The sequence below is a fragment of the Sphingomonas sp. LHG3443-2 genome (assembly GCF_049896405.1).
Taxonomy (GTDB): Bacteria; Pseudomonadota; Alphaproteobacteria; order Sphingomonadales; family Sphingomonadaceae; genus Sphingomicrobium.
In genome coordinates, this window is the sequence record NZ_JAFCUG010000001.1 from 614424 (window position 1) to 629197 (window position 14774).

Annotated in this window: 16 protein-coding genes; 2 read left to right on the forward strand and 14 right to left on the reverse strand. The window is 66.1% G+C overall.

Features of this window, described 5'->3' with window-relative positions:
* Window positions 1-160: 160 nt before the first annotated feature.
* Window positions 161-691: a translation initiation factor IF-3 gene (gene infC, locus ACP69Z_RS02990; RefSeq protein WP_426266066.1), complete on the reverse strand. Its 531-nt coding sequence runs from the start codon at window positions 689-691 to the stop codon at window positions 161-163.
* A 190-nt stretch (window positions 692-881) separates the two neighbouring features.
* Here infC and ACP69Z_RS02995 point away from each other — a divergent pair, with 190 nt between their 5' ends.
* Window positions 882-1397: a hypothetical protein gene (locus tag ACP69Z_RS02995; protein ID WP_426266067.1), complete on the forward strand. Its 516-nt coding sequence runs from the start codon at window positions 882-884 to the stop codon at window positions 1395-1397.
* Here ACP69Z_RS02995 and thrS read toward each other — a convergent pair.
* Genes thrS through ACP69Z_RS03055 form a run of 12 tightly spaced genes read right to left on the reverse strand, consistent with a single transcriptional unit; the run spans window position 1394 to window position 11935 of the window.
* On the reverse strand, window positions 1394-3412 hold the full coding sequence (gene thrS, locus ACP69Z_RS03000; RefSeq protein WP_426266068.1) for a threonine--tRNA ligase: 2019 nt from the start codon (window positions 3410-3412) through the stop codon (window positions 1394-1396). The genes ACP69Z_RS02995 and thrS overlap by 4 nt on opposite strands.
* Before the next feature lie 43 nt (window positions 3413-3455).
* On the reverse strand, window positions 3456-3899 hold the full coding sequence (locus tag ACP69Z_RS03005; RefSeq protein ID WP_426266069.1) for a GNAT family N-acetyltransferase: 444 nt from the start codon (window positions 3897-3899) through the stop codon (window positions 3456-3458).
* A complete protein-coding gene (locus tag ACP69Z_RS03010) occupies window positions 3896-4168 on the reverse strand; it encodes a hypothetical protein (RefSeq protein ID WP_426266070.1) in 273 nt (90 codons plus the stop codon). The genes ACP69Z_RS03005 and ACP69Z_RS03010 overlap by 4 nt, the downstream gene beginning before the upstream one ends.
* 39 nt (window positions 4169-4207) lie before the next feature.
* Window positions 4208-4576 (reverse strand): HesB/IscA family protein, encoded by a 369-nt coding sequence (locus ACP69Z_RS03015; RefSeq protein WP_426266071.1) that lies wholly within the window; start codon window positions 4574-4576, stop codon window positions 4208-4210.
* The gene (locus tag ACP69Z_RS03020) at window positions 4576-5046 is read right to left on the reverse strand and encodes an SUF system Fe-S cluster assembly protein (protein WP_426266072.1); all 471 of its coding nucleotides are present in this window, start codon (window positions 5044-5046) and stop codon (window positions 4576-4578) included. Before ACP69Z_RS03020 ends, ACP69Z_RS03015 begins: the two co-directional genes overlap by 1 nt.
* Window positions 5043-6233: an aminotransferase class V-fold PLP-dependent enzyme gene (locus tag ACP69Z_RS03025; RefSeq protein ID WP_426266073.1), complete on the reverse strand. Its 1191-nt coding sequence runs from the start codon at window positions 6231-6233 to the stop codon at window positions 5043-5045. Before ACP69Z_RS03025 ends, ACP69Z_RS03020 begins: the two co-directional genes overlap by 4 nt.
* Window positions 6230-6979: a SufD family Fe-S cluster assembly protein gene (locus tag ACP69Z_RS03030; protein WP_426266074.1), complete on the reverse strand. Its 750-nt coding sequence runs from the start codon at window positions 6977-6979 to the stop codon at window positions 6230-6232. The genes ACP69Z_RS03025 and ACP69Z_RS03030 overlap by 4 nt, the downstream gene beginning before the upstream one ends.
* Window positions 6976-7716 carry a Fe-S cluster assembly ATPase SufC gene (gene sufC / locus ACP69Z_RS03035; RefSeq protein WP_426266075.1) on the reverse strand — a complete coding sequence of 247 codons (741 nt, stop codon included), beginning with the start codon at window positions 7714-7716 and terminating at the stop codon, window positions 6976-6978. Before sufC ends, ACP69Z_RS03030 begins: the two co-directional genes overlap by 4 nt.
* The gene (locus ACP69Z_RS03040; protein ID WP_426266076.1) at window positions 7716-8111 is read right to left on the reverse strand and encodes a hypothetical protein; all 396 of its coding nucleotides are present in this window, start codon (window positions 8109-8111) and stop codon (window positions 7716-7718) included. The genes sufC and ACP69Z_RS03040 overlap by 1 nt, the downstream gene beginning before the upstream one ends.
* The gene (gene sufB / locus ACP69Z_RS03045) at window positions 8108-9589 is read right to left on the reverse strand and encodes a Fe-S cluster assembly protein SufB (RefSeq protein ID WP_426266077.1); all 1482 of its coding nucleotides are present in this window, start codon (window positions 9587-9589) and stop codon (window positions 8108-8110) included. The genes ACP69Z_RS03040 and sufB overlap by 4 nt, the downstream gene beginning before the upstream one ends.
* Window positions 9586-10011 carry an SUF system Fe-S cluster assembly regulator gene (locus ACP69Z_RS03050; protein ID WP_426266078.1) on the reverse strand — a complete coding sequence of 142 codons (426 nt, stop codon included), beginning with the start codon at window positions 10009-10011 and terminating at the stop codon, window positions 9586-9588. Before ACP69Z_RS03050 ends, sufB begins: the two co-directional genes overlap by 4 nt.
* A gap of 58 nt (window positions 10012-10069) precedes the next feature.
* Window positions 10070-11935 carry a DUF885 domain-containing protein gene (locus ACP69Z_RS03055; RefSeq protein ID WP_426266079.1) on the reverse strand — a complete coding sequence of 622 codons (1866 nt, stop codon included), beginning with the start codon at window positions 11933-11935 and terminating at the stop codon, window positions 10070-10072.
* 71 nt (window positions 11936-12006) lie between these two features.
* Between ACP69Z_RS03055 and ACP69Z_RS03060 the strand changes: the two genes are divergently transcribed.
* Window positions 12007-13047 (forward strand): quinone-dependent dihydroorotate dehydrogenase, encoded by a 1041-nt coding sequence (locus ACP69Z_RS03060; protein ID WP_426266080.1) that lies wholly within the window; start codon window positions 12007-12009, stop codon window positions 13045-13047.
* Here ACP69Z_RS03060 and ACP69Z_RS03065 read toward each other — a convergent pair.
* On the reverse strand, window positions 13037-14761 hold the full coding sequence (locus ACP69Z_RS03065) for a gamma-glutamyltransferase family protein (RefSeq protein ID WP_426266081.1): 1725 nt from the start codon (window positions 14759-14761) through the stop codon (window positions 13037-13039). The two genes, ACP69Z_RS03060 and ACP69Z_RS03065, sit on opposite strands and share 11 nt — an antisense overlap.
* Between the last annotated feature and the right edge of the window lie 13 nt (window positions 14762-14774).

Here is a 14774-nt window from a genome sequence, read left to right on the forward strand (position 1 = left end):
GCGGGAGGGATGGGTCACCGAGCGTAAGAAATGGTGGTGTCACTCGACGGCAACATCATGCGGTGCAGCAAAATCTCTTGCTGCACCGCACACATTTCACGACGGATTGTTCTATGCTGAAACTATCCAGTGCAGAAGTCGCTGACTTCCGGAAGGAGTTTTACTTGGGCGACAGCACCATCAGCATCTGCCGGCCTTCCATGCGCGGATGCGCTTCGACCTTGGCGACTTCGGCGGTTTCGGAGGCAACCCGCTGGAGCACGGCCATGCCGAGCTGTCCATGCGCCATCTCGCGGCCGCGGAAGCGCATGGTGACCTTCACCTTGTCACCGTCGCCCAGGAACTCGACGACCTTCTTCATCTTGGTCTCATAGTCGTGATCGTCGATGTTGGGACGCATCTTGATCTCCTTGATCTCCTGCGTCTTCTGGCGCTTGCGCTGCTCGTTGGCCTTTTTCTGCGCTTCATACTTGAAGCGACCGATGTCGAGGAACTTGGCGACGGGCGGATCGGCATTGGGGCTGATCTCAACCAGATCAAGGCCGACTTCGGCAGCCTGCTCGATCGCTTCACGCGTATACATCACGCCGAGGTTCTCGCCGTTTTCGTCGATCACCCGCACCTTCTGGCTCTGGATGAATTCGTTGTAGCGAGGACCGGAAAGCTGGGGCGGCGCCAAAGGGCGCCTCATTGGCGGACGTATAACGCAATCTCCATTAGTAATTAGACGAGGGTGCCAGCTAGGCGCTTCGCCCTCACGTGAAAAGAGGGCGGGCGACAACCCGTGCATTTTGTGGCGCCCTGTGGCGGCGTGACGTCAGGCGAGCCACTCGTCGCCCGGGGCACGACTTCCTATGTAGGATGCGGGAGACGAGATTACGATGCTTGAGCTACTTGGCGGCGTGCTGCTGTTCTTTCTGGCCCTTACGCTGATGGTCGTCTGGCTTGGCGTGCGGCTGGTCCGCAAGGTCATGCGCGGGATGCGCGGGCTGATGGCGGGCTTCACACCGGGCACGTCAGGGTTCGCCGGTCTGCCCGATCCGCGTTGGGCCCGTTTGTCCTCGCATCTCGATCGCCGCCAGCGTGAGGCTGCCCGGCTGGCACGCGAACGGATCGCCGCCTTGCTTGCCGAGCGGCAGTCCGCGGCGCTGACCCCGGACGAGGCTCAGCTGATGATCAGCTGCGAGAAAAGGGTGCCGGAACTCATCGACACCTGTCTCGAGCGCTGTCGCACCGCGCGTCCGAACGAGCGCTGCGATTATGCAGCCCCGACGCTGGAGCGGCTGGTGCGGATCGGTGAAGAGGCCGAAGCGACGCGTCAGCGCATCCGCGCCCGCGACGACGGCCGCCTCACTACCATGCACCATTATTTCGACGCGGTGACCGCGAAGAACTAGGCCTGGCGAAGGTCGGGCGGGGTCGCTTCGGCCCGGAGCATCGCCATTGCCTCATCAAGGCTCATCACCTGCTGGCGCTCCTCAGAGCCGAGCCGGCGCACCGCCACCGTGCCCTCCTCCGCCTCGCGCTTGCCAACGACCAGCAGCAGCGGGACCTTGGCAAGGCTGTGTTCGCGCACCTTGTAGTTGATCTTCTCGTTGCGCGTGTCGGCCTCGACCCGGAAGCCCGCCGCCTGCAGCTTGGCCGCCACTTCGTTGGCATAGCCGTCGGCGTCCGACACGATGGTCGCGACCACCGCCTGCACCGGGGTCAGCCATAGCGGCAGGTTGCCCGCGAAATGCTCGATGAGGATGCCGATGAAGCGCTCGAAGGTGCCGAGGATCGCCCGGTGGAGCATGACCGGGCGATGCCGCTCACCATCCTCGCCGACATAGCTGGCGTCGAGCCGCTCGGGCAGCACGCGGTCGGACTGGATGGTGCCGACCTGCCAGGTCCGGCCGATCGCGTCGGTGAGATGGAATTCGAGCTTGGGCGCATAGAAGGCCCCCTCACCCGGAAGCTCTTCCCAGCCGAATTCCGGTGTCGCGCGGCCGCTGGAGACCACCGCTTCGCGCAGCTCGGCCTCGGCCTGGTCCCACATTTCCTCGCTGCCGAAGCGCTTGTCCGGGCGCAGCGCCAGCTTCACCGCGTATCTGTCGAACCCGAGGTCGCGGTAGATGCCGTCCAGCAGGTCGCAGAAGTCGCGCACCTCCTGCACCAGCTGATCCTCGCGGCAGAAGATGTGCGCATCGTCCTGCGTGAACTGGCGCACCCGCATAATGCCGTGCAGCGCGCCGTGCGGCTCGTTGCGATGGCAGCAGCCGAATTCTGCCATGCGTAAGGGGAGGTCGCGGTAGCTGGTGATGCCTTGCTTGAAGATCAGCACGTGGGCCGGGCAGTTCATCGGCTTCAGCGCCATCCACTCGGCATCGTCGCTGACCAGCGGGCCCTCGTCCTCGGTGTTGGGCACCTCGTCGGGGATGACGAACATGTTCTCGCGATACTTGCCCCAGTGGCCGGACTTCTCCCACTGGCGGGCGTCCATCACCTGCGGCGTCTTGACCTCGAGATAGCCGGCGGCGTCGAGCTTACGGCGCATATACGCCTCGAGTTGCCGCCAGATGAGGAAGCCCTTGGGGTGCCAGAAGACGCTGCCGTGCGCCTCGGCCTGAAGGTGGAACAGGTCCATCGCTGCCCCAAGCTTCCGGTGATCGCGCTTGGCGGCTTCCTCCAGCCGCGTCAGATGCTCGGCCAACTGCTTCTTGTTGAGCCAGGCCGTGCCGTAGATGCGGCTCAACATGGGGTTCTTGGGGTCGCCGCGCCAGTAGGCGCCCGACACGCGGGTCAGCTTGAACGCCTGCGGATCGAGCTTGCCCGTGGAGGCCAGGTGCGGCCCACGGCAGAGGTCCATCCACGCATCCTCGCCCTTGCCGGAGCGATACATGGTGATGGTCTGGTCGGCCGGAAGCTCCATCACCCACTCGGCCTTGAAGGTCTCTCCGGTGCGGGCGAAGAAGTCGCGCACGTCCTCGCGGCTCCACACTTCGCGGATCAGCGGCTCGTCGGCGGCGATGACACGGCGCATCGCTTCCTCGATCGCGGGAAGGTCCTCCTCAGTGAAGGGACCACGATCGGGCGCCGGGGCGAAGTCGTAATAGAAACCGTCGTCGGTCGCCGGACCGAAGGTTATCTGGGTGCCCGGATAAAGCTTCTGCACCGCTTCGGCGAGGACGTGGGCATAGTCGTGACGGACCAGCTCCAGCGCATCCTTCTCGTCACGCGCGGTGATCAGCGCGAGCTCGGCATCTTCTTCGAACGGGCGCATGATATCGCGCACTTCACCGTTCACGCGGGCGGCAAGCGCCGCCTTGGCGAGACCCGGCCCGATGGCCGCGGCGACGTCGGCCGGGGTCGAGCCTTCCGGCATCTCCCGCACGGTGCCGTCGGGAAGCGAGATTCGGAACATCTTGGACATGCCCGCCCCTTAGCGGGTGAGCCGCTCGATGTGCACCCCCCGCCTAGAGCGGCTTGCCGAAGACGATCAGCCGCTCGACTTCGGCAAAGCCGTTGGCCCCGTGCCAAGCGATGCTCGCGGCATTGTGGGGCCAGGTGTCGGAGCCGAGCCAGTCAAGGCTCTCGCCCCGGGCCCAGTTCTCGACGGCCCCGAGCAGCAAGCGCGCGACGCCCGCGCCGCGGTGATCGGGATCGACCCACAGATCCTCGACGTAAGCGGCGCGAAGCTGTGGCGCGCCTTCGGCATAGTTGCGGACGCGGGCGTCGATCAGGCCGACGGCGATGCCGGCTTGGTCCTCGGCGAGGAAGGCGACATAGGGCTCGGGCAGGCGCACCCACCGGGCAATCTCCGCCTCGAAATCGGCAGCGCTGGTATCGTCGTGGAGCTTGGCGAGCAGCGCCGCCCAGGCGGGATGATCGGCTTCCTCCGCCCGGCGGACCCGGATCATCGGGCGGAGCGGGCCTCGCTCATCAGCATGGGCGCTGCGCAACCGTCGACGCGGCGATCGACTGCCATAAAGGTCTGCGCGGGCGGCAGGTCGCCAAGCTTGCGCAGGCCCAGCCGCTCACCCTGCTTGCGGGCAAGGCTCATCGGCGTCTCGGGACAGCGGTCGTCGGCATAAGGGCTTTGCACCGGCATCGGAGCCGCGGGGCGGACCGGAGTGGCTGGCGCCGCGCCGAGCAGCGGCAGCGCGGCGAGGATAGCGAAAGCACGCATGGGGCAGTCCTCCAAGAGGCGCTTATACCATGATCGCCGTCAGACCGTGAAGCTTTCCCCGCAACCGCAGTTGCCCTTGGCGTTCGGGTTCTCGAACACGAAACCGGCGGTGAAATCGTCCTCGCGCCAGTCCATCACCGAGCCGATCAGATACAGGATCGAGCCCCCATCGACGTAGAAGGTCCCGCCTGGCGTTTCGATCTTCTCGTCGAAGCTGTTCTCGGCCGTCACATAGTCGACCGAGTAAGCAAGCCCCGAGCAGCCCCGGCGCGGGGTCGACAGCTTGACCCCGATCGCATCCGCAGGCGCCTGCGCCATCAGGTTGGCGACACGCTGCTCGGCAGCGGGCGTAAGCGTGATCGCGGCCGGGCGCGGGCGGCGGGTGGCAGTGGTGGTGGTCTCGGCCATTACAGCATTCCCAGTTCGAGGCGCGCCTCATCGCTCATCTTGGACGGGTCCCACGGCGGATCCCAGACGAGCTTCACCTCGGCATCGCGCACGCCCGGCACCGACAGCACGCGGATCTCGACCTCGCCCGGCATCGATTCGGCAACCGGGCAATGCGGCGTGGTGAGCGTCATCAGCACGGTCGCATCGCCATCATCGGTGACGCTGACATCGTAGATCAGGCCAAGCTCGTAGATGTCGACCGGGATTTCCGGATCGTAGATGGTCTTCAGCGTTTCGACGATCGCCGCCTGAAGGTCGCCGCCAGCGCCGCCTGCAGGCGCGGCCTCGGGCTCCTGGTTTAGGAAGCCGGCGAGGTAATCGCGCTTGCGTTCGAAGGTTTCGGCAGGCGTTTCCACCTCGACCCGCGCCTTGGGCGGCGGGGTGACCGCGTCGACTTCTTCGGTCTCGATCTTGCGTTGTTCGTTCATCCGAAGATCCGCTTCACTTTCTTCAGGCCTTCGACGAGCACGGCGATATCGCTGCTGTCGCTATGGGCCGCAAAACTCGCCCGGCAGGTCGCCGGCACGCCAAGCAACTGCATCAGCGGCTGGGTGCAATGATGCCCCGCCCGGATCGCCACGCCCTCGTCGTCCAAGATGGTGCCGACGTCGTGCGGATGCACCCCCTCGACCTCGAAACTGACGATGCCGGCGCTCTCCTCCGGTCCGAACAGCCGGACGAAACCAAGGTCGCGCAAAGCCGCGCGGCATTCGGCAACGAGGCCCTCTTCGTGCGCGTGGATCCGCTCGATGCCGATGCCCTCGACCCAGTCGATCGCGGCGGCCAGCCCGATCCCACCGACGATATGCGGCGTGCCCGCCTCGAACCGCTGCGGCGGCGGCATGAAGGTGGTGCGCTCGAAGGTGACCTGATCGATCATCGCCCCGCCGCCCTGCCACGGCGGCATCGCGTCCAGCAGCGCCTTGCGGCCCCACAGCACGCCGATCCCGGTCGGCCCGTACAGCTTGTGGCCGGAGTAAGTGTAGAAGTCGGCCCCACTCGCGGCCACGTCGATCGCGACCCGCGGCGCCGCCTGGCAGCCATCGAGCAGCAGCAGCGCGCCCGTGGAATGCGCAATCTCCGCCGCGCGGTCCACATCGAGGATCGAGCCGAGCACGTTCGAGACGTGCGCTAAGGCGACCACGCGATGCTCATCGCTGATCATCGTGGCCGCGGCGTCGAGATCGATCCGACCGTCGCCGGTCAGCGGCACGACGTCGATGGCGTAGCCGGCGAGCTGCCACGGCACGATGTTGCTGTGATGCTCGAGCGCCGACAGCAGCACGCGGCCGCGGCCTTCCTTGGGCAGCACCTGCGCCACGAGGTTGATCGCCTCGGTCGCGCCACGGGTGAAGACAACCTCTTCCGCTTCGCCGCCGATGAAGCTGGCCGCCCGCGCCCGCGCCGCCTCGTACGCCAGAGTCATGTCGGCGCTGCGCTGATAAACGCCGCGGTGTACCGACGCATACTCGCGCGCATAGGCGTTTGCGATGGCGTCGATCACCGCCTGTGGCTTCTGCGCGGACACGGCACTGTCGAGATAATGCCAGCCGGCAATCGCCGGGAAGTGGTCCCGGACGTCGAGCGGCGCGGCGATGGGCGCCTGGACGTTCACCGCGCCACCTCGCGGAGCAGGCCGCGCGTCTCGGCAATCAGCTCCTCACGGCGATCCTCGGGCGCGTCGTCCCACAATTGCAGCACGAATCCTTCAAGCAGCAGCGCCTTGGCGCTGGCCGGATCGAGCCCGCGCGACAGGGCGTAGAAGAGCTGGTCGGGATCCAGCTCGCCAACGCTCGCACCATGCGCGCACTTCACGTCGTCGGCATAGATCTCGAGCTCGGGCTTGCAGTTGGCGGTGGCGCCGCGGTCGAGCAGCATGGCTTTCACCGACTGCTCGCCATCGACCTTCTGCGCATGGCGCGCGACCGCGACCTTGCCGAGGTAGGAGCCAGTGGAGGTGCCGGCGAGCACGCTGCGAACGACCTGGTTCGAGGTGCCTTCGGGCTCGATGTGGCGGACGACCGTGACGATCTCCTGCGTCGCCTTTCCGCCGGCGATATTGGCGGCGTGAAGGGCGAAGTGTCCGCCCTGATGCACCGTCACGTCGACCTCGATCCGGCCGTAGTCGGTGCAGCCGTTCAAGGCGAACAGCGCCAGCGACGCGCCGGGTTCGATGATCACGGCGGCGCGGTGAATTTCGACCGGCTCGGCCCCGGCGACCAGCACGTGGCGGTGCTGTTCGCCCGCGGGAATCACGATCTCACGCGGCGCGGCGAGCTTGTGCCAGACTCGGTCGAGCGCGGCGAAGTCGGCGTACCGCCAGGCTTCGTCCTTGCGGGTGGGAAGAGTGGCGACGCTCATGCGACCTCGGCGTAGCCTCCGCGCTCCAGCTCATGCGCCAGTTCCGGACCGCCCGAGCGGGTGATCTGGCCGGCGGTCAGCACGTGGACGCGGTCGGGCTGCACGTAGTCGAGCAGGCGCTGATAGTGAGTGATCAGCAGCACGCCTTTGTCCGGAGCGCGCATGATCCGATTGATGCCGGCGCCAACGATACGCAGCGCGTCGATGTCGAGGCCGCTATCGGTCTCGTCGAGCACCGCGAACTTGGGCCGCATGATGCCCATCTGCACCATCTCGGCGCGCTTCTTCTCGCCGCCCGAGAAACCGACGTTGACCGGGCGCTTGAGCATGTCGACGTCCATGCCCAGGTCGCCCGCTTCGGCCTTGGCGAGGCGAATGAATTCGGCGGCCGACAGCTCGGCCTCGCCCCGCGCCCGGCGCTGCGCGTTCAGACTCTCGCGAATGAACTGCATCGAGGAAACGCCCGGTATCTCGACCGGATATTGGAAACCGAGGAACAGCCCCGCCGCCGCGCGCTCGTGCGGCTCCTGCGCCAGCAAATCCTGCCCATCGAGCGTGACCGAACCGCCGGTCACCTCATAGCCCGGCCGCCCGCCGAGCACGTAGGCGAGCGTCGACTTGCCGGCGCCGTTCGGCCCCATGATCGCATGCACCTCGCCGGCCGGAACGGAAAGGGTGAGGCCGTTCAGAATCGGCTTGTCGGCAACGGTCGCATGGAGGTCGGTAATTTGAAGCATCAACGATTGCCTTGTCGTTCTTGGTAGCGGCGCTCGGCCAGAGCGGCGGCCGCCGTATCTCGGTTGGTGGTGACGCATGTGAACAGGTCCCGGTCCGCCGCATCGCGGAGTGACTTGCGCTCCGCTGCCGCAAGCGTCCTATCGAGAGTAGCATTCAACCGCGGCTTGAATTGCGTCAGGCAAGTCGCCATCGCGTTGCAGCCTATGGCGTCGAGTTCTTGGTCTCCGGTCGACGATTTCGTCGTGCAGACCATCTTGCCTTTGCGCTCACGGACCGAGGCGCGCCATTTCTTGAGCTTCTCGCCCATCACCACGACCTCGCCCGCGGTTGCCAGGTTCGGTGCCGGCGCCGCAGCCTGAAGCGTTGTTGCAAGCAGTATCGCAACCAGGATCACCCCACGCTCCCCTCGAGGCTGATGCCGAGCAGCTTCTGCGCTTCGACCGCAAATTCCATCGGCAACTGCTTCAGCACCTCACGCGCGAAGCCGTTGACGATCAGCGCCACCGCCGCTTCCTGGTCGAGGCCGCGGGCCATGGCGTAGAACAGCTGGTCCTCGCTGATCTTGGACGTGGTCGCTTCATGCTCGATGGTCGCGGTCGGGTTCTTGACCTCGATGTAGGGCACGGTGTGCGCGCCGCACTGATCGCCCAGCAGCAGGCTGTCGCACTGGGTAAAGTTGCGGACGTTCTCGGCACCCGGCAGCACCCGCACCAGCCCGCGATAGGTATTGTCGCTGCGCCCTGCGCTGATGCCCTTGGACACGATGGTCGAGCGGGTGTTCTTGCCGATGTGCACCATCTTGGTGCCGGTGTCGGCCTGCTGGCGGTTGTTGGTCAGCGCGACCGAATAGAATTCACCGACGCTGCCGTCGCCCTTGAGGATGCAGCTCGGATACTTCCAGGTGATGGCGCTGCCGGTCTCGACCTGCGTCCACGACACCTTCGACCGCGCGCCCGAGCACATCGCCCGCTTGGTCACGAAATTGTAGATGCCGCCAACGCCCTCGGCATTGCCAGGGTACCAGTTCTGGACGGTGGAGTATTTCACCTCCGCATCCTCGTGCGCGAAGATCTCGACCACTGCCGCGTGAAGCTGGTTCTCGTCGCGCATCGGCGCGGTGCAGCCCTCCAGATAAGAAACGTACGACCCCTTGTCGGCGACGATCAGGGTGCGTTCGAACTGGCCGGTATTCTCGGCGTTGATGCGGAAATAGGTCGACAGCTCCATCGGACAGCGGACGCCCTCGGGGATGTAGACGAACGTCCCGTCGGAGAAGACCGCGCTGTTGAGGCAGGCGAAAAAGTTGTCGCGCTGCGGGACCACGCTGCCAAGATATTTGCGGACGAGGTTGGGGAATTCCTTCACCGCCTCGCTGATCGAGCGGAAGATGACGCCCGCGCGGTCCAGCTCCTCGCGGAAAGTGGTCGCCACCGAGACGCTGTCGAACACCGCGTCCACCGCGACCTTGCGCGCGCCCTCGACCCCGGCGAGCACCTTCTGCTCCTCGATCGGGATTCCGAGCTTCTCGTAGGTGCGGCGGATCTCCGGATCGAGCTCGTCCAGCGACGCGATCGTCGGCCGCTGCTTGGGCTCGGCATAATAATACGCGTCCTGGTAATCGATCGCGGGAATGTCGAGCTTGGCCCAGTCGACCTCCTCCATCTCCAGCCAGGCGCGATAGGCCTTGAGGCGCCATTCGAGCAGCCACTCGGGCTCGCCCTTCTTCGCGCTGATAAAGCGGACGGTGTCCTCGTTCAGCCCCTTGGGCGCGAAGTCGGACTCGATGTCGCTGACGAAGCCCCATTCGTAAGTGGCGAGCTTCTCCGCCGCCTCGTGGGCTTCCTGATTCTTGAAGGTGGTCGCTTCGTTCATGCGTCTTCCATGCGGCGCTCGGACGCCAAATGCTCAAGGGTCACGCCGGACAGCGCGTCGCGCACGGTCCGGCTGACGATATTCATGTGCGGCTTCAGCTTGCAGCGGCTGTCGAGGGCACAGTCGCTGACCTCGTCCGATCCGCTGCACTGGGTCATCGCGATCGGTCCTTCGACCGCTTCGATGATGTCGGCGAGCGTGATGGCGCCGGGCGCACGCGCGAAAGCGAACCCGCCGCCGATCCCGCGCGTCGCGCTCAGCAGCCCGGCGCTTCCAAGCTTGCCCAGCACCTTCTGCGTTGTCGGCAACGGCAGGCCAGTCTCGGCCGCCAGTTCGGACGCACTCAGCCGCTCGTCACCCGAGCGGGCGGCGGCAGCGGTCAGGATGACGACCGCATAGTCGGCAAGGTGAGTCAGTCGCATAGTGGAGTGTTCCGGTCCTATTTAGGCCGAAACACCCCATTCTACAACCGCGCTGCGGCTAGGCTTTGGTCCGGGCGATCCATTCGTCGACGCGGGTTTCCAGCATGCTGAGCGGCATCGATCCTGCGAGCAGGATGGTGTCGTGGAACTGGCGGTCATCGTAGCGGGCGCCAAGCTGAGTCTTCGCCTTGGCGCGCAGCTCCTCGATCTTGAGCTTGCCGATCATGTAGGCGGTCGCCTGGCCCGGATAGACGATGTAGCGCTCGATCGCCTTGACGATCCCGCCCTTGGCGTCGGCGCTATTGTCCTCGACGTACTTGATCGCCTGCGCGCGGGTCCAGCGCTTGTGGTGGATGCCGCTGTCGACCACCAGCCGGATTGCGCGGTGAAGCTCGAGCTGTAGGCGCCCGAAATCGCGATACGGGTCCTGGTAGAGGCCCATCTCCTTGCACAGCTTCTCGGCGTAGAGGCCCCAGCCTTCGTCGGTCGCGGTATAGCCGCTGAACTGGCGGAACGGCGGCACTTCGCCCTTGCCGAGCTCGCTCAGCAGCGCGCCCTGCAAATGGTGGCCGGGAATACCCTCGTGACAGAACAACGCCTCGACCTCGGTCGAAGGCATGTCGTTCATGTTGTAGAGATTGACGTAATAGGTGCCGGGACGCGAGCCATCGGGCGGCGGGTCCTGGTAGAAGGCCTTGCCCGCGCTCTTCTCGCGGAACGCCTCCACCGGTTTCACCAGCAGCGGCGCCTTGGGCAGCCGCCCGAAATAGCGCGGCAATGCAGCCTGTACCGCCGCCTGCGCCTTCAGGCTCTCGTCGAGGTACATCTGCTTACCCGCGGCAGTGTTCGGATAATAGAAGCGCTTGTCCTCGCGCATGAACTTGAAGAAGTCCTGCAACGAGCCATTGAACCCGGTCTGGTCCTTGAGCGCGGTCATCTCGGCATGGATGCGCGCAACCTGGGCAAGGCCGAGGTCGTGGATCTGGTCCGGGGTCAGGTCGGTCGTGGTGTAGAATTTGGTGCGGGCCTGATATTCCGCCGCGCCATTGGCGAAGCGCCAAATACCATCGTCGGACTTGGCCTTGGCTTGCTGCGCCTGCATCGCGGTGATCACGCGGCTGTAGGCAGGCTTCATGTCGCGGACCATGGCGGTGCGCCCGGCCTCTAGCAGGCGGGTCTTGGTGGCCTGGTCGGCCTGCAGCTTGCCGACCTTGGTCTTGAAATCGGCCCACAGGTCATTGTCCTTGCCGCTGTCGAACGGCGCACCGCGGATGAGGTTACGGCTGTCGGCGATGACGTAAGGGTAGACCCAGCGCGGCGCGAGCACGCCGTTCGCCTCGCGCGCTTTGGCCTCGGCCAGCGCCTGGTCGAGGAAGGTGGCGATGGCGGTGATGCGGCTGACATAGGCTTCGGCATCGCCGACGCTGTCGACCTTGTGGATGTTGATCAGGAACGCCGGCCCGTCGCTCTGCGCGCCGTTCATCTGGTCGAAGACTAGACCGTTCTTGCGATACGGCCGCACCGCTTCGCTGCGCGCGATGCGATATTCGAACAGGTCGAAGCTCAGTTGATCCTCGGGGCTGAGCGACGCACGCGGGAAGCGGGTCCGGAGGTCGGCGAGATAGCGCTGCTCGAGGGCACGATCGCGCTCGTCGGCTGCGTCGGTGAACTCGTCCCACTTGCCGTAATCGGCGTCCTTGATCCCGCGATAGGCCTTGGACAGCGGCGACAGCTCGAGGCTCGCCTTGTCATATTCCTCGAAGAAGGCGGCAAGCTGGGCGTTGCGCGCAGGGATCGGCGCCGGAGCGGCGGCCGCGGCTTCCGGCGGCGGGGCAGTGTCGGACGGCGGCGCGATCAGCGGGTCGGGGGTGGTGGTGGCGCAACCAGCCAGCAAGACGGAAACGAGCAAAAGCGAACGGCGCATGGAGGGTCCTCGATTGAGAGCCGTGAAAGGCAGGCGAGACGCTGGCGGCGTTCGGCGGTAGACGCAAGCCCATGAGCCTCTACCCCCTCGTGCGCCCGCTCTTCTTCAGCCTCGATGCCGAGCGCGCGCACGGCCTCAGCATCGCCGCGCTGAAGGTGCTGCCGACGCGCAAGGCCCCAGCGTTCGACCCGGCGCTGGCAAGCGAGGTCGCAGGTCTGCGCTTTCCCTCCCCGGTTGGGCTGGCGGCCGGCTACGACAAGAATGCCGAGGTGTTCGACGCCATGCTGGGGCAGGGCTTCGGCTTCGTCGAGGTCGGCACGCTGACCCCTTTGGCTCAGCCCGGCAATCCCAAGCCGCGCATGTTCCGGCTGGTCGAGGATGCCGCCGTCATCAACCGGCTGGGCTTCAACAATGGCGGGCAGGAAGCGGCGCTCGCGCGCCTAAAGGCACGTCGCGGCGGCGGGATCGTCGGAGTCAACATCGGCGCCAACAAGGACAGCCCCAACCGCATCCGCGACTATGCCGAGGGCGTGCGGCGGATGGCGCCGGTCGCCGATTATCTGACGATCAACATCTCCTCACCCAACACGCCGGGGCTGCGCAATCTTCAGGCTGGGGGGGAGCTTGGCGAGCTGCTGGCCGCAGTGCGGGAGGCGCGGCAGGTCGCCTTCAAAAATCCGCCCGTCTTCCTCAAGGTCGCGCCGGACCTCGAAGACGGCGACCCGATCCGCATCGTCCGGGCCGTCGCCGATCACGGCATCGACGGGATCATCGTGTCCAACACTACGGTCAGCCGTCCGCCCTTATCTTCGCGCCATCGTGACGAGACCGGCGGGCTTTCAGGCGCACCGCTTGCCAGTTTGGCGATGCATCAGCTCAAGGCGTTCTACGCGGTCACCGGCGGCCAGGTGCCGCTGATCTCGGCCGGCGGGATCAGCGATGGGCATGACGCATGGTGGCGAATTTGCGCCGGAGCCAATCTCGTGCAGCTCTATTCGGCAATGGTCTACAAGGGACCGGGCATTGCCCGCGAGATGGCATCGGTGCTGAAGAACAAGCTCGCCGCCACTCGCTTCTCCAGCATCGCCGAAGCGGTCGGCTCTAGCGCCTGACCGGAGTCCGGCGCTCGTCCACCAGCACCACGCCCTCCCGGCGCTTGTCGTAGCCGCCGTCAATGCTGCCGTCGGGCCGGATCATCACCGCATGAACGCCGCTGTCCTCGCCCTGGCCCGGCTTCAGCGCTACGCCTTTGGCGGCGAGGCCGGCGACCACGCCAGCGGGGAACTTGTCCACCTCACCGCCGAAGCTAGGCCCACGTGCGACGAGATTGGGCAGATCGATCGCCTCCTGCACCGGCAGCTTCCAATAAACGGCGCCGACCATGGTCTTGCCGACATAAGCGAGGATGGCGCTTCCGCCCGGGCTTCCGAACGCACCGGCAAAGCGGCCCTGACCATCGATCAGGATCAGCGGCGTCATCGAAGACCGCGGTCGCTTGCCTCCAGCCACGGCATTGGCGGCGGGACGGCCGTCCTCTTCCACTGGCGAGAAACTGAAATCGGTCATCTGGTTGTTGAGGAAAAAGCCGTCGACCATCCTGCCTGAGCCGAAGATGCTTTCGACCGTGGTGGTCATGCTCACGACATTGCCAGCGCTATCGCCGACAATGAAATGGCTGGTTCCGGCCGGCTCCAGCGTCCGGTCGGCACCCACCGGCGCCGCGCCCGGCGGCGTTCCGGCAACCGGCGGTGGACCCGCCGAGGGACCGATCAGCGCCGCCCGGCTCGCGACGTAGGCGGGGTCGAGCAGACCCTCGACCGGCACCTTCACGAACGCCGGATCGGCCACGTAGCGATCACGATCGGCGTACATCAGCCGCGACGCTTCGGCGAACAGGTACCAAGCCTGCGCATCGTTCGGCCCTCGCGACGCGATATCAGTGCGGCCGAGCATCTGGAGTAGTTGCAACGTCGATACCCCGCTCGACGGCGGTGGGGGGACGCAGGCGGTGTAGCTCTGCCATTCACGGCACAGCGCCTCCCGCTTCAACGGGCGATAGCGCGCGAAATCGGCCATCGTCATCGAGGATTCGAACGGGCCTTGCCGCACCCGCTCGACGATTCGGGCGGCAGTCTCGCCCTTGTAGAGGACATCCGCGCCGCCGCTCGCCAGCCGGCGCAGAAAGCGGGCGTAGACAGGGTTCTGCAGCGTGTCGCCGACCTTGAGACGGGTGCCGTCAGGCTTGCTGAAATATTTGACCACATCGGGCGCGGTCAGTTGCGGATACTTGCCACCGAGCATGCGGCCGAGCCGCGGGCTGATGGCGAAGCCCTGCTCCGCCAACACCGCCGTGCCTTCGAACAGCTCGGACCAGCGCAGGCGCCCATGCGCGCGCTGCGCCGTTTCGAGCATCCGCACAGCGCCGGGAATACCGGTCGCCCGTCCGCTCAGCACCGCGGTGGCGAAGGGCAGCGGTTTGCCGTCAGGGCCAATGAACATGGTCGGGGTGGCGCCGGCCGGTGCCGTCTCGCGGCCGTCATAGACCATGACCTTGCCGCTGCGCGCATCGTAATAGGTCATGAAAGCGCCCCCACCGATCCCGCTCGACTGCGGCTCGACGAGACTTAGCGCCGCCTGCACCGCCACCGCCGCATCGGCAGCGCTTCCACCGCGCTGGAGGACGTCCATCCCGGCTTTGGCGGCGAGCGGGTTGGCGGCGATCACGAAGCCGGGGCGGACGGGCGTTGTGGCAGGCCGCTCGGGAACGGTGGCGCAGCCGGCGGCGAGAAGGGCGGCAAGCGGCGCGAAGGCGATGCGAAGGCTCATGGGGCTCCGGGTA

Coding starts and splice junctions, on each gene's coding strand:
- infC (WP_426266066.1), bottom strand. CDS start 691: ATGAGGCGCCCTTTGGCGCCGCCCCAGCTTTCCGGTCCTCGCTACAAC.
- ACP69Z_RS02995 (WP_426266067.1), top strand. CDS start 882: ATGCTTGAGCTACTTGGCGGCGTGCTGCTGTTCTTTCTGGCCCTTACG.
- thrS (WP_426266068.1), bottom strand. CDS start 3,412: ATGTCCAAGATGTTCCGAATCTCGCTTCCCGACGGCACCGTGCGGGAG.
- ACP69Z_RS03005 (WP_426266069.1), bottom strand. CDS start 3,899: ATGATCCGGGTCCGCCGGGCGGAGGAAGCCGATCATCCCGCCTGGGCG.
- ACP69Z_RS03010 (WP_426266070.1), bottom strand. CDS start 4,168: ATGCGTGCTTTCGCTATCCTCGCCGCGCTGCCGCTGCTCGGCGCGGCG.
- ACP69Z_RS03015 (WP_426266071.1), bottom strand. CDS start 4,576: ATGGCCGAGACCACCACCACTGCCACCCGCCGCCCGCGCCCGGCCGCG.
- ACP69Z_RS03020 (WP_426266072.1), bottom strand. CDS start 5,046: ATGAACGAACAACGCAAGATCGAGACCGAAGAAGTCGACGCGGTCACC.
- ACP69Z_RS03030 (WP_426266074.1), bottom strand. CDS start 6,979: ATGAGCGTCGCCACTCTTCCCACCCGCAAGGACGAAGCCTGGCGGTAC.
- sufC (WP_426266075.1), bottom strand. CDS start 7,716: ATGCTTCAAATTACCGACCTCCATGCGACCGTTGCCGACAAGCCGATT.
- sufB (WP_426266077.1), bottom strand. CDS start 9,589: ATGAACGAAGCGACCACCTTCAAGAATCAGGAAGCCCACGAGGCGGCG.
- ACP69Z_RS03050 (WP_426266078.1), bottom strand. CDS start 10,011: ATGCGACTGACTCACCTTGCCGACTATGCGGTCGTCATCCTGACCGCT.
- ACP69Z_RS03055 (WP_426266079.1), bottom strand. CDS start 11,935: ATGCGCCGTTCGCTTTTGCTCGTTTCCGTCTTGCTGGCTGGTTGCGCC.
- ACP69Z_RS03060 (WP_426266080.1), top strand. CDS start 12,007: ATGAGCCTCTACCCCCTCGTGCGCCCGCTCTTCTTCAGCCTCGATGCC.
- ACP69Z_RS03065 (WP_426266081.1), bottom strand. CDS start 14,761: ATGAGCCTTCGCATCGCCTTCGCGCCGCTTGCCGCCCTTCTCGCCGCC.